This window comes from Streptococcus oralis (assembly GCF_021497885.1).
GTDB lineage: Bacteria > Bacillota > Bacilli > Lactobacillales > Streptococcaceae > Streptococcus > Streptococcus oralis_BQ.
Window position 1 is genome coordinate 1,421,604 of sequence record NZ_CP046523.1, and the last position, 23,254, is coordinate 1,444,857.

Below are 23,254 nucleotides of genomic sequence, written 5' to 3' on the forward strand. Positions count from 1 at the left end.
GATTTTCTCCAAAAATACAGTTATATCATCATTATAAAGTCTACAACAGAATCTGTCAAAGCATTAGCCAAAGAAAACTTCTAACTTCCCAGAAGGCTTAATATTAATGTAACTCAATGCCATGTTTTTTATAATGTTTAGATTTATATCTGCATTCATTCTTTTGTATGATTTAAAAGCTTCTTTATGAAACTCAAAGACAGGATTTTTTTGGGCATACCCTTGACTAGATACCAAACCTTGAAATTGCTGTAAATAGTCAACTTGCTCAACCCAACAGTCATCTATCGCTCTCAAAACGACAGTTCGTTGAAATTGATTGAACAACTCTGAATCCTTGATTTTATCTTTTTTCTGCTGGTATTCTGAAACAAGGAGGTCAGATAAAAACTTTTTAACTTGCCGTAAATCCGTGACATCTAGATCATCTGGAATATCCTCGCAGTAATAACTAATGTTATCCAAAACAAAGCGAAATAAATCCGCCCGCTCTTTAAACGGTGTTTTACTTGTATAAATGTCCACTGCATCCGATAGGATAGACAAGAAATAAGTCAAATCAAAGTCTGGATGAGAGATGAGCTTATTACGCTTATTGTAGATAATCTGTCGCTGAATACGGATACTTTCATCATATCGTTCCGTTGAACGTCTGGAAGCCGCTGACGCGTTATCACTATTCTTCTGAGCCTCTTCAACCGCATGTCTAATACGACGAGAAGTCAAATGAATCTTTTGTTTTTCCTCTGGTTTTGCAATTTCTTTGTGATAGTACTCACTAATCCATTTGCTACCAGACTTGGAAATAAGATCATCCTCAAGAGAAATAAAGAATTTGCTCAACCCTGGAGCGCCTTGTCGTCCGGCACGACCGCGAAGCTGCAAATCCACTCGCTCACTGGACATTCTCTCTGTTCCAACAACAGCAAGTCCACCCAACTCAGCAACCCCTTCTTCTAAGATAATATCTGTTCCACGACCTGCCATTGATGTTGCTACCGTCACTGCAGAACGTCTACCAGCCAGGGCGATCATCTCAGCCTCTTTCGCTGCATTATGGGCGTTCAACACATTATGGGCGATTCCCTCTTGGAGTAAGAGCATAGAATAAATCTCAGACATTCCAACTGATCCTGTCGCAATTAAAACTGGCTGACCTTTTTTATGTAATTTTTTGATATACTCCAATGAAGCATATAACTTTTGAGGAATCGTGAGATAGATTTCATCTGGATAATCAATTCGTAAATTGGGTTTTCGTGTAGGAACAACTACGACTCCCAAGTCGTAAACGTCTCTGAACTCATCCTCACAAACTTTACCAGTACCCGTCATCCCTGCTAATTTGGGAAACATTCTAAATAAATTTTGATAGGTAATAGAGGCCATCGAACGCGTTTCCAATGTGATTTTCACACGTTCTCTGGCTTCTAGTGCTTGGTGCAGTCCTGATTGGAGTTTATTTCCTTCCAAGAGACGTCCTGTCGCCTCATCCATCAGTTTAACTTCGCCATTATCCACTGTGTACTGACGATCTTTTTCAAATAAGTGGTTAGCTCTCAAAGCTAGGTTAATTTGACGAATGAGCTGGTAATTATCTGGATCATAGGCATTCTGAACGCGGAAATAAACCTCTGCTTCCTTTACTCCTTTTCTCGTCAACCATACAGACGTCCGAGTGGAGTCTAAATTAAAATCTTCCCCTTCTTTTAGAGTTTTTACAAACTCATCACACGAGAGAAAGAGGTTGGATTGAACCCGAGGAGAACCTGAAATGATTAGGGGCATCTGCGCACTATCTAGCAAGGCTGCATCTACTTCATCGACCAAACAAAAATAAAATTTTGGCAAAAACTTCTTTGATTGAGATGTCGCCAAGTTTTCTTCTAGGTAATCAAACCCTAACGCACTATGTGTTGTATAGACAATATCATTCTTATAGATTTGTTGTTTTTGAGGAATTTTAAGTTTTTTTGTCGGATCGTCCGAGACACCAACCCCAACTGTCATTCCTAAAAATCGAAAAACGGGTGCCATTTGTTTAGCATCACGCGCTGCCAAATATTCATTGGCCGTGACTAGGATCGTACTTTTTTCCGTCAAAGCATTTAGGTATAAAGGAAGGATAGCTGTCAAGGTTTTTCCTTCCCCTGTTCTCATTTCTGCAATCTGATTGTCTTGCATAACCAAGGCCCCTAAAACCTGAACATCATAAGGATATAATCCTAATACACGCTTGGCTGCCTCACGAATGGTTGCGTACGCTTCTGGCAAAATGGACTGCAAGCTTTCTCCTCCAGAAAGGCGTTCTTTAAACCATTTTGTCTGAGCTTGCAGTTTCTCATTTGACATAGCTGCATAACTATCAGATAGTTTATTAACCTTCTCCAAAATCTTTTTGTAACGCATTAGTTTATAGGAGTTGGTCAAATTGAATCGTTTAGTTTTCATTCTCTCTCATCCACTCTTCAATCTTTTCCAAGTCAATTGCTTGAAGTAAAAATGACTTATCTAATAAATATTCAATGTTTGCTAGTTCACGTGGTCTAGTCTTCAAGTCCGCATATTCCTTAACTTTTGTCGGATTAAATTGCTGTAGCAATAATTCTTTAAAAATAGGCGGATTTACTCGACTACGGTAACGTTCCAGCAAGCGTTGATAGTCTAGTTCGCTTAAAAACTCATCCGTCACAAGAGCGTATGAATTTCCAAATTGTTTGGAGTAATGCAAGGCCGCAATATTAGAAATCGCTCCATAACCAACAAAAGCCACTTTTTCAAAAAGATGCTCTTGCGCTAATTCTTCAATCGTTTCAAGCAAGGTTTCGTAAAAACGTTCCTCCATGTATAGGAGCGCTTCTCTATAAGACGAATTAACAATCAATACATTTGAGAAATGTTCACGAACACGTTCTGGAATAAAACCTGTTCGATTGAGTTCAGGTTCAGTAAAGCAAACATACATCGTTTCTTTCTCGGAATCCTGATGAAGCAAATCAGAAATCCAGTAGCGATCCACTGTATAATCCGCCAACTGCTCCTCAGCAACATAAATCCCTTCAAAAAGGAAGCGATGACAACCCGAGCTGACTAACTGCACCTTATAATATTGTGTATTATCTGGAACGCATACGCTGACTCTCTCTCCCTGTTTAATGATCTGATTCGAAATTTCTTCGTCTCGAGCATCCATAAATTCAACTTTTAAGTATGTTGAATTTTCTGGGATGGTTTCTATATGACTGCCAAAAATATAGTTTTGCCCACGTTTCAATTCAGGAAGCTGACTCGTATTGCGTAAGGCCTGATAGTTTGCCCGTGAATGCCATTCATGAATAACTGTCCCCGAAGGCATGAACTGGTTTTCATACAAAACATGACCACCATCTAACAGTTTGACAGATGAACCGTATAGATACTGAGATACGCTTTGGATATCCCAATAAGCAAAATAGACTTCTTCCTTGTATCTCACGATTTAAACTCCCTTTCAAAACTATTCATTAATAGCGTTTTATATTGATTAAAGAACCATTCGACAATACCTTGTGTATCGTCGTTGTGTCGTCCAGTCAATCCCTTACTGATAACGCTGACGCGGTAATCTCGCTGTCCTAACTCATCCAGCATATCAGGATAGGCCGACATATCATAGTCATCTTGATACATAAAGGAGATAATGAATTTTGTTCTTGAGAAATCAGCTGACTCAAAAGCCGTCCAGAAACGTTCGTTAAGCTGAGCTGTAGCTCCACTTGATAACTCCCCTATTGTGCGGTACACCAAATCCAGTGACGTTGGAAATCCTCCCGGACGAATAGTTGACTCATTTTCTGCCATATCTCCTAAGTTGACAAGAGGTTTTCCGACAATGACGGCATGAGGTTCCAACTTAGAACTATAGTAAAGGGCGCCAAAAGTACCCATTGATAAACCTGACAAGGTCAGTTGTTCCTTCGTAAAACCGAGTTCATCTAAGCAGTTATGAACCACTTGGAGAAGCTTTTGTTCCAGCTCCTCCGATCCAAGATAGAATGCGCCCCCTTCTGAACGCGGATCCCCTACTAGTAAGAATGGCGATCCCAAATTATTCATCATCCAGTATCCCTCGAATCCCTCTGCAGGACGGTACCCTGAAAAATAGATGTTCAACGGTGGTTTCAAATCTCCTGGATGGAAGAAATAAATCAGTTCTTCTCTATTTTTATCGCTAATTCGTTTTCCTCCGACTAACAAGTCTCCATAGCCTAGATGGGAGTCTCGATAGTGGCAGGGACCAAGTTTTACAATCCCTTGTCCCTTTGCTTGAATACTGATACTCAAATAATACGAATCATTTACATCTAACGTCAGAGGCCGATCAAAGCTCGTTTCATCATAAATCCATTCTTGCATGGGAGAATTTCCAGCTGGAAAACCTTTGACAACGTAGCGGATCGAACAACCTTCTGAAACCCTGAACTCAGGCCACAGATCTAAGGGCATCTCCCCACTCAGAAAAACATTATGTTGATAGGTCGCAATAGTCTGATAATCCTCGCCGTATCGGCCACACAAACGAAGGTAGTTTGTCCCTTCATAACTGATTTGACCCTCAAAAGATGGTGCAGCAACTAGATGATTAACACTTAGTTTCGTTCCATTTTGCTTGGAGAAAAAACCACGTGAAAATATATGTAGCATCTGCTCTGGATTTTCAAAATTTGTTTTCACAGCTTTTTTGCGCAAAAGAAATCGTTCCAGCGTTTTTGTAGTGATTTGACAACGCTCATGATAGAACAGACGGTAAACCTGAATTTTCTGATCCAAGATAGTGACATACTCTAAATATTCAGCAGTATCTACCAACACGACATCAAACGGTCTGTCTACTTTTTTCTTTTTTTTCCCGTTTTCCGCCTCAACTTCTCTATTTAAGATCCCGATATCTTCTGGCAATAAAGAGACGATGTCTTCTGGTTTGACAAATGTCCATTTTATATTACTAGGAATTTCATATTGCTCCTGCCAATTTTCATCAGCAATTTGCAAAACACTAATTTTTTTCATTTCCTTTTAATTCCTTTATGGTATTTTTCCACATATCGACAATCTCACCCCTTGTATACTGTTCAATCTTCTTGACTGAGTGAACTAGAGATTGATTCCAATGTTCTAAGTTTGTGAGGTAGTATAAGAGTGCCTCTTCGAAATCTGAAATATCATCTAGAATCCAACCATTTTCTCCATGCTTCACATAAGAGGAACTATACAAGTTAACCTGAGGGATCCCTCCACTAATGCCAGCGATTTGAGTCAACACATCAGCTGGAGTTCCCAAATCTAGTATAATACGAACGTACTTCAGAACTTTAATCAAATCGCTGTCGCTATGAATGGTCTCAATATCAATCCGTTCGCGAACAATCTCCTCTTCATCATCAAGAACTCGGTTTTCACCTCTCGCTCTCTTCTCTTTATCAACAAAAATCAATTCTTGTTCATATTCTGGCTTAAGAGATCGATAGCTTTCTAGTACCTGTTTTATATAGGCCTCTCGGCCAAAATCCTGACTTTGTGTTCCAACCAGCAAGTCAATCCATTCATTTTTCAACATCATTTCAAACAAAGTCGTAAACACATATTGAATTTGATCTGCTGGTAGATTGTCGTAATTGACGTAAACAATTAACTCTTTTTTTCTTTGACTATGCCCTAGGTTTAGATGAGTATCATAAGGCGGAATCTCATAAAATCCTGGCAACTGTTCTAGATCCACATTAGCTGCTATCGTTTCAATTTTATTTAAACTATCAACAACGAAGAACGGCGTGTCTGTCAAATCCGTTAGCAGCTGCTCCTGGTTTGTAATTGGATAGCGATCTCCAAAAAAAGACAAGATAACATGATGGTTTTCCTTAATTTTTTGGAAAAAGTGATTGTGCTGCACATCTGACGAAATCACAATCGTATCATCCTTGGTTAGCGCAGAAGTTAGATACTGATCTAGTTTTTCATTGATCAATTCTTCGATATCTCGGTAAACTTCTTTTGCAAATGTAGCCTGCGCCTCAGGGTTGATAAGCACTTGATGATTTTCTGTACCCAAAAATTCCCTAAACTGCCATGTACCTTGTAAATTTAAATAATCTTGGTAGTAAGGTTGATCATTTTCAAAATAGATGATACTTGAAACAAATCCACGATCATCAAAAATTAGCTGATGATTTGTCTGCCCACCCTCAAAATAAGTAATATCAAAGAAATTACCTGTTTGTGAAAAGTTAATTTTAGCATAGTGTTCTTGATTTAAATATACCTCAATCATAAAAGGAGTATAGAAGAATTCTACTCCTTGAGGCCATTTAATATCTTCCAGACGAATTTTACGTACAGATACATCCGTCAGACCTTGTATGGTATCAAATAGATTCCATACAGTTTCTGGCAATATTCTTTGCTGATAAAGAAAGGTTCGAATATGTGGTGAATAGTTCAAAATCAGAGTGGTATTTGCCTCTCCTGATTGCTGAAACATTCGCAGCAAATTCACCGCATCATCAAACATCATATTTTTAGACACGTAATAGAAAGGCAGGGTGGTAGAATACCATTTCCGATCTTGTCTATACCAAGATGGTACAAAGTAAAACATATCCCTCTATTCTCCTTTAAATTCTAATTCTTTGTGGTAGTAAGTCCCAATTCTCAAGATACGTATTTCTTCATGCAAAGGCAAGAGCATACTGACTAAAATGATCAATGTACTTGGTATAGTCAAAAGCAAATTTGGAAGAGGTAGGAAGAAATTAATGAAATAGGGTAAACCAATAAAAACGATCAGGTAGAGTGCTCCTACGTTAGATTGTAAGGAAATGTAATGTTTCAAAACTTTTAAAGTTGCTTTCCCAGGCTGGATATAATCTAGGTATTCTCCTTGACGTTGTAAACGTTTCGCTGTTTCTTCTGGTTCTAAGTTGATATAGGCAAATAAAATTGCAAGAAGATAGATAGCAAGCAGGTAAAAGGCTAAACTTAGGGGTTTTGTAAAGTCAAATAAACTACCAAAATTTTTTGTAAAACCATGTCCAAACCAGTCTAATACCAACTGAAGCAACATAATAACACTCGAGGCATACATAATAGGCATTCCCCCAGAGGGAAGAAATTTGATAGGGAGGTAAGATTTGCCATAGTAACGACTACTTAACATGACTCGATTTAGAGGCAAACGAATTTCAGCTCTCTCGCAGACCACAGCGATATAGCCCAAGAGCAAAAATGAGATCGCCGCACCTACTAGAAAGGCTAATCCTTCTTTAGAAAAAACAGATTGTCCTATCAATACCACTAATTGGTTAGCAAATTGTAGCAGAATTCCTGAAATAATAATAATTGTCTGCCCGCCTACTCCCTTGCTAACATTCAAACCAGCCAACCAGATAATAACAAAGCTTCCTGCTACAACAGTTGCTAGTACAGCCATATTATAAATCCAATCATCTACAAGAAGCAAAAAGCGTCCATTTTCCGAACGAGCCGTGTACATAACAGCTATCCCTTGTAACACGGAAAAAATTAAAGTGAGAATCTTTTGCACAAAATCCGCTTTTTTCAATGACCAGGACTGGATATTCCAACTTTTATTCAAGTTGATGACCTGCCAGACAATCATCGTCGTAATCCATGGACCTAATCCCAGAGAAAACATGGAAATCTGAGAGACATCTACTCCTGCCAAAGAATACAAATAGGCCAAGGGATTTTGCTCAGTTATTTGCGAAAAACCTGTATTGCCATTGTATCCTGGAAGTAAAATATGGCGACCAAGTAAATAGATCGCAATGATCAAAATTGTAAAAATTGCTCTTCGGAAAAAAATACTTGTTCGTTTCTGTTTCTTAAGACCGAAATGTTTCATCTGTCATCCTTTATTCTTTATATTTAGCAAGTCTTGCGATCATTTTCTAGCAATGTTCATGCACCATCGTAACAGCAAGACAACTCAAGAAAACAGGCTCATCCCACTGATAATCAAGATAGGATTAACTGGCTTACCATGATATTTCACCTACGAAATACAGGAGCACCTCATGAGTGTAAATCTACTTGGAGCTTCTCTTCTATCCTTGAATATTTTCATGTGAGAACACCTGTTCTTCCATTTTTTCTATTTGAACATTATCAAATGCATAAACGGATTTACTTAATCCTTAAAATTTTTATAAGTATATCAACTCTGTCACCATGATTAACATCTAAAAAACCATTCCCATACCAAATCTCTGAAGGGTAAGGAATTTTACGCTTTCTCATCTGATCATGATCTTTCGAAAGTTGAATGGATTTTATCCGATTTTTCTCATTAAAAAATCATTTATAAAAATTACCAGTGCCTACTATTGTAGCATATTTATCAATTATTTTCAAACACGACCTCTCTTTTTATAAGTGTGAAGAGCACTTTATGAATTTTGAGCAAAATCCATTTGGAATAGGAATGACTATTCCAAACATTTATTTACTATTACAACTCAGACGAAAAAGACCAGAGCGTCACTCTGGCCTTTTCCTGTTCAGTTTAGCTTGTAACTAAACTTAATCTTCTTTTTTGCGAGTAGTAGCTGCAAGGCCTGCACCTAAGCCCAAGAGAGCCAATCCTGCTGCTAAAGCTGACACCTGAGACTCACTTCCTGTATTTGGAAGGTGACCTTTTTCAGTTTGTGTCACTTTTTCTTCTTGAGTTTGTGCTCCCGTTTGAGCCAGTTGGTGCGCATCTGGATTGACAGAAACTTGTGGATTTGGTTCTTCTTGTGCTACAGCGGTTCCCACTTCCACAATGCGATCTTGCGATGCTACCTTATCAAAGGTTTCCTTTAGAGTGCGTTTCCCATTGTCCACTTCGATGAGATGAACACGTACACCTTTTTGGCCTTCTTGGATCACACGAGTTTGCCCTACTGGAAGTTTATCGTTCTTACGTTCTTGAACTTGGAAATCAACTTCCTCTTCTTCCACTAGGAGCTCTGGCTTGTGATGAACCAAATCTTTGACACCATCAAGCGGTTGAGCCGTACCTCGCTTAGTTCCTACTTCCACGATACGATCTTGCGCAACTATCTTATCAAAGGTTTCTTTCGATGTACGCTTACCGTTTTCGACTTCTACTAGGTGGACACGAATACCTTTTTGACCTTCTTGAAGAACACGACTTTCACCCACATAAAGTTTGTCAGTCTTACGTTCTTGAGCTTGGAAATCAATTGCCTCTTCTTCAACCAGAAGTTCTGGTTTTTCATGAACTAAACCTGCAGCTCCATCAAGTGGTTGGGCTGTACCTCGCTTAGTTCCATCGAGAAGAACCTGGTTAATAGGTGCCTGGATCACTTCACGGAGTTTCTCTTCACGAGTTCCGTCTGGACTAACAGATGTAAGAATGCGTTCCTTACCAACTTGTCCTTCTTGAGCCACACGACTTTCACCTACATATAGACTTGGATCTTCTTTTTCAACAGTTTGGAAGGCAAGTTCCTTTTCGACAACCTCAAGACTTGGATTCTCTTCTTGAATAGCAGGGGCTGTTTTCTCAGAAACTGGTTTTTCCTTGATCAACTGGATACGGTATTCCTTAACTTGTTTTCCACTTTCTGAAACGAGGCGAACAAGTACTGGAAGGTTATCGTCTCTGCTATCAACAACTGTTGAAGCTACTTGATTGCTTTCCTCGACTGAGACTTTTGGACGTTGACCTTTATAGGTGATTTGATAGTCTTGACGATTTTCAGCGAAATCAGGAAGTTCTTTCCCATCTACTAGAATCTTAGATGCAGTGCTTTCTTGAGGCAGTTCGCTTGGTGCAAGGAAGGTCATCTCAATCATCGCAACACCGCTCTTGTCTGCTTTACGCTCCATACGCCATCTCATAGCTTTGGCTTTCACAGCTTTAAATGTTACGTTGATTTCATCACCAGCTTCAATGTCTTTATCCGCACGATAAGGAACAGCTTCCCAGTTATCTGGATTGTTGAATGGATGGGCTGCATCGTAGGCTTGATAGTTTGAATAGTAGGTAGGCACTTCAAAGTCTGGACCGATATAGCGTTCCAAAACAAGTTTAGATGGTGCATCCGTACCACTATCTGCAAAGAAGTGGAGTTTGGCTTGCGCAACAGTCCGTTCGACAATCTTGCCATTTTTACGGAAGATTACACCTGCTGATACTTCTGGATTAGAAGATGGTGTTGGAGACCAGTTTGTCCAACGACGATTTTCATTGTGGTCTCCATCATTGATATAGTCTACACGGTCATGTGAACTTGGATCAATATCATTGGTTGCAGAAGCAAAGGCTTGGTTACTGTTTTCATCATAGTTAGGGTTGTTTGAGAGAGCCTCACCAAGTTTGTCTGTCACTCGTACAGTAAACTCAGTAACAAGGTCACTACCAAGAACATGGCCTCGAACGGTAAATTGACCTGCTTTTGTCAGCTTTTCTGCTGGAACTTCTTCCCATTCCACTGCCAAGTCTTTTGTTTCGTAACCGTCTTTACCTGTGAAGTAAACAGAAACCTTAGTTGGCAATTCAAGAGGTTGCCCTAGTTGCAACAAGCGAGCTTGTTTGGCCGTGGCAACTGGTTTACGAGAGAGCAAGTCTTTATTGCTTGTAAAGTGTAGACGGTATTCTCCTAGGATGTCGCCATTTTCAGCCTTCGCGATAACACGAACTGGCTCACCTTCACGAACGCTTGGAACAACAGTCGCGAGACCATTGTTGCTAACACTTGCCGTTACTGCAGGAACTTTTCCATCTGCAGACTCAAGGTAGTAGTCTGTCAAATCAGGGTTGAAGTTTGCTAAATCTTTGCCGTCAACTTGGATCCTTGTTTGTCCTTGTCTGGCTGCTGCAACTTGTTTCGCAAAGATTTGTACTTCTGTGATAGAAGTTCCTTTCTTGCTATCAAGTCGAACCATACGAATGCGAACCGCATAGGTCTCAACTTTATCAAAGCTGAAATGATTCATTTCTCCAGCCTTGAGTTGAGCTGGTGCTTTGAGATTGCTTACCTCTTTCCAGTTTGCAGGATCATTAAAGGCATGGTTTTCCTCACCTACAAAGCTAGGGTTTTTAGGGGCGGTTGGAACGGTCTTACCGACATAATATTCAATCACATAAGACTTCGGTACACCAACTCCGTGGTCTTCGTGGAATCCGACACTTAGATTATCAACGGAACGTTTGCTCAAGATACCTGAATCTCCAAATAGAACACCGACTGAAGCTTCTGGATTACTACGGTTCCAGTTTGTCCAACGGTTAGCTGGGCGGTCATTAAAGGAAATCAATTTATCGTTGACGTTTGAAACAGGGTCGCTCGGATTTGAGTCTGAAGCAAAGGCAAGTGGCAATTCTGAACCTGTCCATTGGTCAGAAATGTTTGCCCCCTGCTCAGTTTGAGCAGACACACGAACATGAAGTTTGGTAGTTAATTGCGTACCTTCTAGGCGACCAGTGACGGTAAAGACACCTTCCTTAGCGTATTGGTCTGATTGAATCGCATCCCATGTAACCTTAGCTGATGAAACGTGACCATTTGAATCGTAGGTACGAACACTTTCTGGTAATTGCGGTGCTTCTGCGATTGGGGTCGTCACACTAACTTCTTCAACTGAAACGATACCTTCTACAGATACTTTAGCACGCGCTTCAAGATCAAGACCTTCAACTTTACCTAGAACTTCAAAGGTTTGATAGTGGTCGAGTTTTTCTTTTGGAATGGCTTGCCAAGTGACTTTGTGGGCTTTAGGGAAACCTTTGTCATACTCAACCGTTACTGTTGCTGGAAGACTTGGTTCCTGATGCAAGTCTGTTACTACGTTTACTGGACGGATAGATTGGGCTACTTTTTTCTCAGTATTGGCCTGGATCGTGAGATCGATTTGACCTGTAGCCCCCTCATATTCTGCTTTGAGTGTGACTGTTCCTGGTTTATGTAACTCAAGCATTCCTTTACGAACTGCGACTTCCCCTTCACCACTTGTAGAGAAGGTCACTTTATCAGCTGGTAAAACTGCTTGCGTTCCGTCCTGATATTGAGCCCGAACAGACAATTTGACTGTTTGGTCTTCTTTGAGACCGTCAGCTTGCTCTACTTGTAAGCTCAAGTGGTCAATTTTCGGTGCTTCTTCAAGGAACTGAATTGCGTATGTTTGAAGAGGACCACCATCTTTTGGTTGAACATAGATGCTTGCACGCATACCGTTTGCTGCACTTGCTTGAAGGACTGTAACAGTTGCATTTTCAGCACTTGCTGTGACTTCTGGCAATTGGGCACCATAAGCAAGAGTGCGGTATTGCATTGGATGTTGACTAGTGAGGCCTGTAACGGCTTCACCACCAACACTTACAGTTGGCACTACAGGTGCAGTTGGATTTCCTTCTTCTACCACAAGAGTAGCATGAACGGTTTCGCCTCCTAGTTGGCCAGTCATTTGAATACGTGATCCTGCAACTGAAAGTTTAGCTTTATCTGCTTCCGCAATCTCCCAGTTATCAACTTCGTATTCTTGAACGCTTCCATCTGTTACAGCGATAGAAACGTATTTATCAACAGCATTCAAGTCTGTTCCTGGAGCAACACGTTTAACAGTTGGTAGTTCTTTCGCAATTGCTAGAACCTCGACACGAGCCTCTACCTCACGTCCATCTGCCATACCTTTAACAGTCACAACTCCAGCTTGGCTTACATCTACAGGAGACCATGTTACTGGACGTTTTTCACGACTGCCATCACTGTAGACAAAAGCTACGGTCTTCGGCATTTTTGGTTCTTTCTCGATAACAGTACGTACTTTTGGTACCTCTGTTCCTAGAACTGTCTTTTCTTGTCCTTCTTTCTTACCAGTAAAGACTGTTACTTGACCAGATTTCAAGAGATCTGAATGAGCTGTCAGTGTAAATTTACCTGCTTGTTCAGTTGATTTGACAATGGCAACACCTTTACCGTTAAAGGCTCTGCGAATCCAAGAACCATCTGGTTGCGCCTTATAGCGTTCACGGCTGGCTTGTTCCCCATTATCAACACCTACCAGTTGACCTTGTCCATGCAATTGGAAACGAACCAAATTATTGGCAGTTGGCACTACATTTCCTTGACTGTCAACGATTTCGTAGTAGATGTAGGTCAAGTCTTTTCCATCTGCTGCGATTGCATGTTCTTCCTTGACGAGGCGAACACCTGCTGGTTGGCCTGCAGTAGTGATCTTATCACGTGCAATTTCTTTTCCAGCTTCATCGCGAGCTACAGCTTCCAAGGTACCTGGTTGGTACGCAACCTTCCACTCAAGATAGAGTTCCTTGGCATTGGCACCTTCTTGGTAGGTACGACCATCGCTGGTTTGTTTTTTGTTGAAGGTCTTAACGCCGAGAGATTGACCGTTCAAGAACAATTCTACGCTTGCAGCGTTAGAGTAGGCACGAACTGGGATTTTTCCGTCTGCATCTTCAACTTTCGATGCCAATTCTCTATTTTCCCAGTTCCAGTGAGGAAGAAGGTGTACCATTGGTTTCTTCTTGGCAGAAACCCATTGGCTTTGGTAGAGATAGAAGTCATGTTTTGGAATACCAGCTGTATCTACGATTCCAAAATAAGAGCTCTTAACGGGAGTTTGGTTTTGGTTGTGCCATGGTGTAGGCTCACCGATATAGTCCGTACCAGTCCAGATAAACTGTCCAGCATAGCCAGCATTGTCACGGTCAAAAGTCCATGAATCTGTTGCCGTTTTACCCCAGCCAACTCGGTCATTGCCATAGTCAGACTGTTCGTAGTTACGTTCAGGTCCGTTACTATGTTTCAACTCACGTTCAGGGCGATAATAGCTACCACGTGTACGGGTTGCTGAAGATGTTTCTGAACCGTAAATCAACCATTTTGGATGTTTCGCACGAAGTTTCTTGTAGTTGTCTTCTGAGTAGTTGAAACCAACTGCATCAAGTTCTTCGGCAATCTTCTCATGACCACCACTACCATCTCCAAAGCGGAACTTATCTGCTCCCATGGTAACATAACGAGTCTTATCAACATCTTTAATCACTTTTACTAAGCGTTTAACCGTTGCAAGTGAGTGTGCATCACCGTTGGCTTCACCGATTTCATTTCCGATAGACCACATGAAGACAGCTGGGTTATTTTTGTCTCTTTCGACCATGGTACGAAGATCATAGTCAGACCATTTTTCACCTTTTCTAGCTTCTGGGTGAGTAGCATCTTTTTCAAAGAAACGTCCGTAGTCATAAGGTTTCTTACCACCATACCAAGTATCAAAGGCCTCTTCCTGAACGAGCAAACCAAGTTCTGCTGCGATTTGCAAGGTCTGTGGACTTGCAGGGTTATGAGTTGTACGGATGGCGTTAACGCCCATCTCCTTCATTTGTTTGAGACGACGGTATTCTGCCTTATAATTTTCTTCTGCTCCAAGCGCTCCGTGGTCATGGTGCAAGGAAACACCATGGAATTTAATGCGTTCACCATTCAAAGAGAAACCTTCATTTGGAGTCCAATGATAATAACGGTAACCAAACAAATCTTTCTTAGCATCGACTAATTGACCGTCACGGTAAACACGCGTAATCAATTCGTACAAGGCAGGTTTATCATTTAAAACTGTCCAGAGTTTTGGTTGTTCAACTTCTAAAATCGCATCAAGGCTTGTTGATTCATGTGCTTTCAAGGTACGACTCGCTGTACGAACCAAACCTGTCACTGCCTGACCACCGCGTTCAACGATTTGATATTCTGCCACTAGTTCATGGTCTTTATCATCTGTATTGACGATTTTGCTAGCCACATGAGTTTCAACCTTGCCATGTTGCTGTTCTTCAAGTTTTGGCGTTAAGATGGTTGTCCCATTTTTCTCAACATGAACCTTATCTGTCACTTGCAAGGTCACATCACGGTAGATACCACTACCTGAGTACCAACGGCTACTTGGTTGTTTGTTAACCGCATGGACAGCAATCACATTCTCACGACCATCTTTGTGAAGGTATTTGGTGATATCGTATGAGAACTGGTTATAACCATTTGGATAATGTCCCACTAACTGGCCATTGACATAGACTTGAGAATCCATGTAGACACCGTCAAAAGTCAAACGAACATTCTTCTTGAGGTCTTTTTCATCAAGTTTAAAGGTCTTACGATACCAAGCTTCACCACCATTGAGCTGTCCACCTTCGTTTTGAGCAGGTGATTGATGGTCAAAATCGTTAAAGATACTCCAGTCGTGTGGAAGGTCCAATTTTTGCCATGTTGATACATCGGCATCTGATTTCACAGCTTCTTTAGGATTCGCATTGAGTTTAAAGTGCCAATTTTGATTAAAATTCACTTTTCTATCTTCAATCATTTGATTCACTTCTTCATTTGTCGCAGCTTTCAAATCTTCCTTGACAGGCTTTTCTTGACTTGAAACTTGAGATTCTACCTTTGGAGCAGTTTCTTCAGGTTTTAGAGATGCTTTCTCCTCTTTTGGAGCTACAGGTTCCTCTTCTTTCACCTCTGGTTTGCTTGCTTCAATTGGAGCAGCTTGACTCTGGTCGACACTTGCAGTATCCTTGTGCTCTGCTACGGCTTGATCTTCTTTTTCCTCCACTGCCGGACTTTCCTCTTTTGCTTGTTCCACAGTGTGGGCGATAGGAGTTTCATCCGCGAAAACTGGTGATTCTCCAATGACACTTCCTCCAAATAGAACCGCACAGGTTCCAATCATGACAGAGCAAGCTCCTACGGCAAACTTACGAATGCTGTAGACTATTTTACGATTCCAATGGCCTTTTTCCATAAAACCCTCCCTTTAGTAACCGCTTCCATTTTTGATAACGGATAACGCTTCAATGGACTTTATACTTATTCTATAAAATGATATAGATAACTTCAATCCTCCAAACTAAAAAATCATAATTTTTGTTGTTTTTTCTATAATTTGTAGAAGATTCAAAAAAAGTGAATGTAGATTTAGAACAAAAACAAACAATTTTTGACACTCAGTAAAACATGATAAAAAAGTTCCTTTTGTAAGGAACTCCTTTTACTTATAATTAAAGACTCCCCCTGCCAACTTATCAGCTAGCTTAGGAAAGAGAGTATAAAACTTATGGGCTAGGTTCAACAAAACTGGGAGATTGAGTTCTCTTTTGTTTTTTCCTATGGTTTTGACAATCTTTCTAGCGACTGCATCTGGTTCCAAGAGAAAGCGATCAACAGACTTGAGGTAGCTGCCATCCGGGTCTGCCTGGTTAAAAAAGGCAGTACGAATCGGTCCTGGATTGACTGTCGTCACATAAACACCATAGGGCATGAGTTCGAGGCGCAGAGCGTTTGAAAATCCAATCGCTGCAAACTTTGTCGCTGAGTAGAGACTGGACTTGCTAGTCGCTATCAAACCTGCCATACTGACGATATTGATAATATGCCCCTTTCGGCTTTCCTTCATGCGAGCTCCAAGACGACGAGACAGATTCATCAAAGCAAAGGTATTGACCTTAAACATCTGGTGAATATCTTGATCAGAAATCTGGTCAAATTCCTCAAAAATTCCATAGCCAGCGTTGTTAATTAAGACATCAATCTTGCCATAACGGAGATAGAGGTCAGCTACCAGATCTTCTAGGGCTGAGTCATCAGTAATATCGATTTCAATCAATTCTACACGGGGATGATTTCCATATAGCTCCAACAGTTTTTCCTTGTTTCTACCTAGTAAGATGAGTTGGTCATCTGGCAAGAGTTTGACCATTTCTTGGGCTAGACCACCACTGGCACCTGTAATGAGAATTGTAGACATATTTATCCTTTCTCAATCTTCTAAATTTCCACTTCTTCCAAGTCTTTGACCACATGAACATTTTCAAAAACAGTTGCTGCATCTTTCTTGAGCTGACTGATATCTTTTGAGAGGAAACGAGCACTGATATGATTGAGCAGGAGGCGCTTGGCACCTGCTTCTGCTGCTACTTGTGCTGCCTGCATATTGGTTGAGTGACCGTGATTGCGAGCAATTTTTTCATCTCCCTTGCCATAAGTCGACTCGTGGACAAGGACATCGGCGTTGACAGCCAGACGCACACTGACATTGGTTTTTCGGGTGTCACCCAGAATAGTAATAATCTTACCAGGTCGTGGTGCTGAGATATAGTCTGCTGCCTTGATCTCGGTGCCATCTTCTAGAACAACATCTTGCCCGTTTTTGATTTTTCCAAAGAGCGGGCCAAATGGGACACCAGCAGCCTTGAGTTTCTCAGCATCCAAGGTCCCTTCTAGATCCTTTTGCATGACACGATAGCCGACACAGAAAATAGTGTGGTCCAGCTCCTCTGCATACACAGTGAATTTATCGGTCTCAAGGATTTTCCCAAGGGAATCTTGGTCAAATTCATGAAAACGAATACGGTAAGGCAGGCGAGAACCTGACACACGAAGGCTGGTTAAGACAAATGACTTGATCCCTTGCGGCCCATAAATGTCCAAATCTGTCTGCTCTTCATTAGCCTGAAAAGCACGGCTGGAGAGAAAACCTGGTAAACCAAAAATGTGGTCTCCATGCAGGTGGGTGATAAAGATTTTGCTGACCTTACGTGGTCGAATCGTGGTTTCCAGAATACGATTTTGCGTTCCTTCTCCACAGTCAAAGAGCCAAACTTCGTTAATCTCGTCCAAGAGTTTCAGAGCGAGACTAGAGACGTTGCGGGCTTTAGAGGGCTGACCAGCCCCTGTTCCTAAAAATTGAATATCCATTCGATACTTTCTAATTAATCAATATATAACATGGCTGTGCGGTTTTCCGATCGGAAATAGCGCTTGCCAGAAAAAGCAGCAGCTTCTTGCAGTAAATCCTCTTGGCTATAGCCTTTGAGACGTTTGCGACCATCTGCTAAGTTTTCCAAGTCTGTCAAAGCTGTGAGATTTTCTACACTAACAACTTCCTCGTCCCCGACATGCTTCATATAAATCTTTCCAGACTCTTCAAAGACGAGTTGATGGGGGAAAATTTGCGCAATCTCAAAAAGCAAGTCATCCGAGATTTCCTCTTCATTTTCAGAGAAAATCCGCCCCAGCCCCTTACTCTCATAGCAAAAGCCAAAGGATTTGCCAGATAAATTAAGACGAATAAAAGGCTTATTTTCAAAGGTGAAACTTGGCTCAGCATTGTAGAGGTTCAGTTCATGACTGAGTTCTGCAAAATAATCCGTCGCAGCTTCAGGACTCTTTTTCTGGTAGAGTTCAGCAAAGTAGGCATTGACGACACTTGGTGGAGGTGTGATGAGAGCTAGCTGCTCCTGCTCTGTTTTACCAGCTAGAAGTTGAGCTAAATAAAGCTTGTCTAAGCTTGTATAGCCACCATACTTGAGGGCCAAAGTTTTGATATCAGTCATAAAATTCTTCTAACCTCCATTTATTTCTCTCCGAAATGTAGCCTCTGATGACTTCTCCGTCATCCTGATAATCGCGATCCTCCAGAATCGCTACACTTTCTAAATCATGAATCTTGTAAGACTTAGAAAAAGGCACGCGCAGAGTAAAGACTTCAAAAATCTCCTTGATTTTCTCTAAAAACAATGCTTGCAACTGCTCACGACTATCCTCAGACTTGGCAGAAATGAGGACATAAGGCGTTTGGGTCGGCGTGAAATCCTCCACCAAATCCGCTTTATTGTAAAGAGTCAGGCGAGGAATATCCTCCATATCCAAGTCTTTCATGATAGACAGAACCGTTTTTTCATGTTCCTCGTGATAAGGATTGCTGGCATCGATGACATGAACCAGAAGATCCACATGCTTGCTTTCTTCCAAGGTTGACTTAAAACTGGACACCAATTCAGTCGGTAGGTCTTGGATAAAGCCGACGGTATCAGTCAAGGTTACCTGTAGATTGCCCCCCAGATGGATACTCTTGGTTGTCGCATCTAGAGTCGCAAACAGCTCGTCTGCTTCATACTGGATCTTACTGGTCAAGGTGTTCATGATGGTTGATTTCCCAGCATTGGTGTAGCCAATCAAACCAATCTTAAAGGTACTTGACTCCAGACGTTTTTCTCTGACTGTCGCCCGATTTTTCTCAACCACCTTGAGCTGGCGCTCGATATCTGTGATTTGATTACGAACACTACGACGGTTCAGTTCCAGCTGACTTTCACCAGGTCCACGGGAACCAATTCCCCCTGCCTGACGGCTGAGCATAATCCCCTGACCAACCAAGCGAGGCAAGAGATACTTGAGCTGAGCCAAATGAACTTGGAGTTTTCCTTCATGGCTTCGAGCCCGCATGGCAAAGATATCCAGAATCAACTGCATACGGTCAATGACCTTGACACCGAGAACTTCTTCTAGATTGACATTTTGCCGTGGAGTCAAACGATTATTGACGATGACAGTAGTAATTTCTTCCGCATCTACCATGAGTGCAATCTCTTCCAACTTACCAGAACCGACGAAGGTCTTGGAGTCATACTTTTCACGTTTTTGTCTGTAGCTATCGACTACGACTGCTCCAGCAGTGTTGGCTAGACTAGCCAGTTCTTCCATGGAGAGGTCAAAATTATCCATGCCCTGCAGTTCAACACCAATGAGCAGGACTCGTTCCTCTTTTTTCTCCGTTTCAATCATTTAAAAACTCCTCAATCTGGCTTAAAATGCGGTCCTGCACGCCAGAATCTCCAATCTGATAAAAGGTGACCTGCATGCGATTTCGGAACCAGGTCAACTGGCGCTTGGCAAAACGACGAGTCGCCTGTTTGAGACTCTCGCTCGCTTCCTCAAGAGTTTGCTCCCCACGGAAATATGGAAAGAGTTCCTTGTAGCCAATGCCTTTAGCAGCCTGCACATCAGGGTAATGGTCAAAAAGCCACTTGACCTCATCCAAAAGCCCGGCCTCAAACATCAAATCTACTCGACGATTGATACGTTCATAAAGCTGACTTCGTTCATCATCCAGGCAGATAATCAATGGTTCATACAAGGTCTCTTGATTCTCCAAATCCTGAGCAAAATGGGCGATTTCCAAGGCCCGCATAGCTCGACGACGGTTAAACTGGGGAATTTCAAGACCTGCTTGCTTCACGAGATGGGCTAATTCCTCATCTGAATAAGGCTCCAAACTAGCTCGATAGGCTAAAATCTCCTCATGAGGTGTCTCCCCACCTAGATGGTAGCCTTCCAACAAGCTCTGGATATAAAGCCCTGTGCCTCCAGCGATAATAGCAAGCTTGCCACGACTTTGGATGTCCTCTATGGCTGCCTTAGCTTCTGAAACAAAATCAAAAGCCGAGTAAGACTCGGTTACCTCTCTAACATCGATTAAATGATGAGGAACAGCTGCTTGCTCCTCTGGGCTAGCCTTGGCCGTCCCAATATCCAACCCTCTGTATACTTGCTGACTGTCACCACTGACCACCTCTCCACCAAAGCGCTTGGCTACTTCAATAGCAAGGGCTGTCTTCCCAACAGCAGTCGGCCCAACAATCACAATTATTTTTGTTTTCATCTTTTTTCCTTGAAAAATTCCCATTTTTTCGTTACTATTATTATATCATAAAAAGGTCAGTCAGAAAAATGCTACCTCTTGAGGAGTCTGGCTGATCGGGAAGATAAAGGAGGAAGACTCATGGCTAAAGGATTCGCTAAAGGTCTTGTAACAGGTGTCGCAGGAACTGTCGCTGCCGTTGCAGGTGCAGTATACGCAATTAAAAAGAAAGTGATTGAGCCAGAAGAGCAAAAAGCAGCTTTCATCGAAGAAAACCGCAAAAAAGCAGCTCGCCGACGCGTATCACATTAAGCAACAAAAGAAGTTGAGAAATCTCAACTTCTTTTTATTTTCTTAAATAGCCAAATCAAACTTCAGTTGTGGCTTGACTGGATCATAGTCAACTAACTCAAAGTCCTCCACTTTGATATCAAAGAAATTGGTCCCATCTGGTACATTCAAGACCAAACGTGGTTGGCAGTTTGACGGCTCACGACGGAGCAATTCCTCTGCTTGTTCAAACTGATTATCATAGATATGGAGATTATTAATAAAGTAGAAGAACTTCCCTACTTTCCAGCCAAAGTGTTTAGCAATCATCATTTGAAGAGCCACATACTGCATGGCATTGATGTGGTGGGCCACTAGCATGTCATTAGAGCGCTGGGTCAAGGTCGCATCCAGATAGATTTCCCCATCAACACGACGGACATCAAACATGGTCTGAAAGGCGCATGGAAGGAGGCCTTCCGTCTCCTCAAAAGCTTGATAATCCCAGAGTGAGATGATATTACGACGATTCCAAGGATTGGCTTCCAACTGCTTGAGTATCTTGTTGATGATATCGTGCTTTTTAACCACAGCCCCATAGCGCTCACCGATGGTCCCCGTCTCTCCCACTTCCCAGTCATTCCAGTAGTGGACATTGTACTTGTCATTGAGCACTTCTAGGCTATTAGACTGATCCTGGTAAATCCAGAGTACTTCCTTGATGGCGGATTTGATAGCAATCGGGCGCAAGGTTGTGATGGGGAATTCCCCCTTAGACAAATCATACTCCGCAAAGGCACCCGTTATGTACTTGGAGTTGGCAACAGTCCCATCCTTGTACTTAGGACGAGCCCGCTCAGAAAAGACACCGTCTTTGAGGATTCGTTCAATATTCTCTTTAAAAATCGTATCTGCTTTTGTCATTTACGCTTACCTCTTTTGTAGTCTTAACTAGTATAGCATAAAAAGAGCTTTTCTACATACTCAGATAATCAATCGCATTCTTGTATTTTTCTAATCGTTCCAAATCCTTGTCAGTGACAGAACTCAGTCTCGATAAATCTGAATTATGTTTTAAATCTGCTAATTTGACAACGCGTGCTAGAGAATTAGATTTCACATTTTCTAGATATGTTTGATAGTCTTGTCCCTTTTTCTTTGACAAAACCTGAACGGCAGCAACTACTGTTTCTGGTAAACCCGCATTTAGTAACTCTTCAGCAGTAACAGAACTATCCTCAATAACATCATGTAGTAGAGCCACTGCTTTCTCTTCTTCAGAATCAACTTGGCTCGCAACAAAAATTGGATGTTCTATATAATCTATCCCTGCCTTATCAAATTGCCCTCTATGAGCTTCCATAGCGATAGATAATGCTAATTCAAGCATGGGCTGTTTTGATGTGTTCATCTAGCGACTCCTTCCCAAAATTTAAACCTATTCCGTTTTATTTGATTTCTAAAAAAGAGCTTGATAAACACCAAGCTCTATTATCAATCTATCTTATTGCAATACAAGCGATGCTGCTCCGATAACTCCAGCGTCATTTCCTAGAGTTGCAAGAGCCAATTTAGTGGATGTGCGTACTTGAGGGAAGGTATTTTCATCATAAACTTTTTGCACGCCTTGGAGAAGGAATTCTCCAGCTGCTGACACCCCACCACCGATAACAATCGTTGATGGGTTGAGGATGGAGCCGATATTAGCACAAGCAATTCCCAAGTAACGTGAGAAGTTACGGTAAACGATCAAGGCAAGGTCGTCCCCTTCTTTAGCCAAGTCAAAAACAGTTTTAGCAGTTACTTCTTCACCGTCATCAATCAAGCGTTTCAAGGCAGCATCGCCTTCGTATTCATCTGCATAACGACGAGTCAAGTTGACAATCCCTGTTGCAGAAGCAACTGTCTCAAGACAACCTTTCTTACCGCAAGTACATGCGATTGGTTGGTCAAAGTCAACAGTGATGTGGCCAAGCTCACCTGCTGCACCAGCCACACCGTGAAGCAGTTTTCCTTCAGCGACGATACCACCACCAACACCGGTACCAAGTGTCATAAAGACAACGTCCGGTTGGTTGTCACCAGCACCCATCCAGCGCTCACCAAGAGCAGCTACGTTGGCATCATTGTCGATGAAGAATGGAATACCCAAGGCTTTTTCAATCTTTTCTTTAATCGGTTGAAGGGTTTTCCAGTTTAGGTTGTAGGCACCGATAACAGTCCCTTTTTCACGGTCAACCACACCAGGTGATCCCATCCCAATGCCTCGGAAGTCTGTAGCTGACAATCCAAGCAAGTCCAAACGATGCTGAATAGACTCAATCATATCATCTACAATATGGCTTCCTTCGTCCAAAATATTGGTCTTAATAGACCATTTTTCTTGGATTTCTCCCTCTTGAGTTAAAATTGCAAACTTGATAGATGTTCCACCAAGGTCAATCCCAATAATCTTTTGACTCATCGTCTTCTCCTTTTTAATTGAAAA

The 23,254-nt window shown here is 41.6% G+C and carries 15 protein-coding genes; 1 reads left to right on the forward strand and 14 read right to left on the reverse strand.

Annotated features, from left to right (window positions below):
* Positions 1–63: 63 nt before the first annotated feature.
* The 11 genes from secA2 to miaA form a co-directional block, all read right to left on the reverse strand.
* A complete protein-coding gene (secA2, locus tag GOM48_RS07145; RefSeq protein ID WP_000851050.1) occupies positions 64–2,451 on the reverse strand; it encodes an accessory Sec system translocase SecA2 in 2,388 nt (795 codons plus the stop codon).
* Complete coding sequence (asp3, locus tag GOM48_RS07150; protein WP_125425077.1) at positions 2,441–3,475, reverse strand: accessory Sec system protein Asp3; 1,035 nt, start codon at positions 3,473–3,475, stop codon at positions 2,441–2,443. The genes secA2 and asp3 overlap by 11 nt, the downstream gene beginning before the upstream one ends.
* A complete protein-coding gene (asp2, locus tag GOM48_RS07155) occupies positions 3,472–5,049 on the reverse strand; it encodes an accessory Sec system protein Asp2 (RefSeq protein ID WP_125425076.1) in 1,578 nt (525 codons plus the stop codon). The genes asp3 and asp2 overlap by 4 nt, the downstream gene beginning before the upstream one ends.
* Positions 5,036–6,634: an accessory Sec system protein Asp1 gene (gene asp1 / locus GOM48_RS07160; RefSeq protein WP_061419228.1), complete on the reverse strand. Its 1,599-nt coding sequence runs from the start codon at positions 6,632–6,634 to the stop codon at positions 5,036–5,038. Before asp1 ends, asp2 begins: the two co-directional genes overlap by 14 nt.
* Before the next feature lie 6 nt (positions 6,635–6,640).
* Positions 6,641–7,900, reverse strand: a complete 1,260-nt coding sequence (locus GOM48_RS07165; protein WP_000680146.1) for a preprotein translocase subunit SecY — start codon at positions 7,898–7,900, stop codon at positions 6,641–6,643.
* A 677-nt stretch (positions 7,901–8,577) separates the two neighbouring features.
* Complete coding sequence (bgaA, locus tag GOM48_RS07170) at positions 8,578–15,819, reverse strand: LPXTG-anchored adhesin/beta-galactosidase BgaA (protein ID WP_235096804.1); 7,242 nt, start codon at positions 15,817–15,819, stop codon at positions 8,578–8,580.
* A gap of 246 nt (positions 15,820–16,065) precedes the next feature.
* Positions 16,066–16,821, reverse strand: coding sequence for an SDR family NAD(P)-dependent oxidoreductase (locus GOM48_RS07175; RefSeq protein WP_235096812.1), 756 nt, complete (start codon positions 16,819–16,821; stop codon positions 16,066–16,068).
* A 20-nt stretch (positions 16,822–16,841) separates the two neighbouring features.
* Positions 16,842–17,771 carry a ribonuclease Z gene (gene rnz, locus GOM48_RS07180; protein ID WP_235096819.1) on the reverse strand — a complete coding sequence of 310 codons (930 nt, stop codon included), beginning with the start codon at positions 17,769–17,771 and terminating at the stop codon, positions 16,842–16,844.
* Positions 17,772–17,785: 14 nt separating this feature from the next.
* Positions 17,786–18,409: a cystathionine beta-lyase gene (locus tag GOM48_RS07185; protein WP_235096821.1), complete on the reverse strand. Its 624-nt coding sequence runs from the start codon at positions 18,407–18,409 to the stop codon at positions 17,786–17,788.
* Positions 18,402–19,640, reverse strand: coding sequence for a GTPase HflX (gene hflX / locus GOM48_RS07190; protein WP_235096829.1), 1,239 nt, complete (start codon positions 19,638–19,640; stop codon positions 18,402–18,404). The genes GOM48_RS07185 and hflX overlap by 8 nt, the downstream gene beginning before the upstream one ends.
* Complete coding sequence (gene miaA, locus GOM48_RS07195) at positions 19,633–20,517, reverse strand: tRNA (adenosine(37)-N6)-dimethylallyltransferase MiaA (protein WP_235096834.1); 885 nt, start codon at positions 20,515–20,517, stop codon at positions 19,633–19,635. Before miaA ends, hflX begins: the two co-directional genes overlap by 8 nt.
* Positions 20,518–20,637: 120 nt before the next feature.
* On the opposite strand from miaA, the gene GOM48_RS07200 reads away from it, so the two are divergent.
* Positions 20,638–20,808: a DUF3042 family protein gene (locus GOM48_RS07200; protein ID WP_001051782.1), complete on the forward strand. Its 171-nt coding sequence runs from the start codon at positions 20,638–20,640 to the stop codon at positions 20,806–20,808.
* A gap of 42 nt (positions 20,809–20,850) precedes the next feature.
* Here GOM48_RS07200 and GOM48_RS07205 read toward each other — a convergent pair whose 3' ends face one another.
* The 3 genes from GOM48_RS07205 to GOM48_RS07215 form a co-directional block, all read right to left on the reverse strand.
* The gene (locus tag GOM48_RS07205; RefSeq protein WP_235096843.1) at positions 20,851–21,690 is read right to left on the reverse strand and encodes a thymidylate synthase; all 840 of its coding nucleotides are present in this window, start codon (positions 21,688–21,690) and stop codon (positions 20,851–20,853) included.
* A 52-nt stretch (positions 21,691–21,742) separates the two neighbouring features.
* Entirely contained in the window at positions 21,743–22,177 is a 435-nt protein-coding gene (locus GOM48_RS07210) for a GTP pyrophosphokinase (protein ID WP_235096845.1), read from the reverse strand.
* 93 nt (positions 22,178–22,270) lie between these two features.
* The gene (locus GOM48_RS07215; RefSeq protein WP_000078548.1) at positions 22,271–23,230 is read right to left on the reverse strand and encodes an ROK family glucokinase; all 960 of its coding nucleotides are present in this window, start codon (positions 23,228–23,230) and stop codon (positions 22,271–22,273) included.
* Positions 23,231–23,254 lie beyond the last annotated feature (24 nt).

Coding starts and splice junctions, on each gene's coding strand:
- hflX (WP_235096829.1), bottom strand. CDS start 19,640: ATGATTGAAACGGAGAAAAAAGAGGAACGAGTCCTGCTCATTGGTGTT.
- asp1 (WP_061419228.1), bottom strand. CDS start 6,634: ATGTTTTACTTTGTACCATCTTGGTATAGACAAGATCGGAAATGGTAT.
- GOM48_RS07215 (WP_000078548.1), bottom strand. CDS start 23,230: ATGAGTCAAAAGATTATTGGGATTGACCTTGGTGGAACATCTATCAAG.
- GOM48_RS07175 (WP_235096812.1), bottom strand. CDS start 16,821: ATGTCTACAATTCTCATTACAGGTGCCAGTGGTGGTCTAGCCCAAGAA.
- bgaA (WP_235096804.1), bottom strand. CDS start 15,819: ATGGAAAAAGGCCATTGGAATCGTAAAATAGTCTACAGCATTCGTAAG.
- asp2 (WP_125425076.1), bottom strand. CDS start 5,049: ATGAAAAAAATTAGTGTTTTGCAAATTGCTGATGAAAATTGGCAGGAG.
- GOM48_RS07165 (WP_000680146.1), bottom strand. CDS start 7,900: ATGAAACATTTCGGTCTTAAGAAACAGAAACGAACAAGTATTTTTTTC.
- rnz (WP_235096819.1), bottom strand. CDS start 17,771: ATGGATATTCAATTTTTAGGAACAGGGGCTGGTCAGCCCTCTAAAGCC.
- secA2 (WP_000851050.1), bottom strand. CDS start 2,451: ATGAAAACTAAACGATTCAATTTGACCAACTCCTATAAACTAATGCGT.
- GOM48_RS07185 (WP_235096821.1), bottom strand. CDS start 18,409: ATGACTGATATCAAAACTTTGGCCCTCAAGTATGGTGGCTATACAAGC.
- GOM48_RS07205 (WP_235096843.1), bottom strand. CDS start 21,690: ATGACAAAAGCAGATACGATTTTTAAAGAGAATATTGAACGAATCCTC.
- miaA (WP_235096834.1), bottom strand. CDS start 20,517: ATGAAAACAAAAATAATTGTGATTGTTGGGCCGACTGCTGTTGGGAAG.
- GOM48_RS07210 (WP_235096845.1), bottom strand. CDS start 22,177: ATGAACACATCAAAACAGCCCATGCTTGAATTAGCATTATCTATCGCT.
- GOM48_RS07200 (WP_001051782.1), top strand. CDS start 20,638: ATGGCTAAAGGATTCGCTAAAGGTCTTGTAACAGGTGTCGCAGGAACT.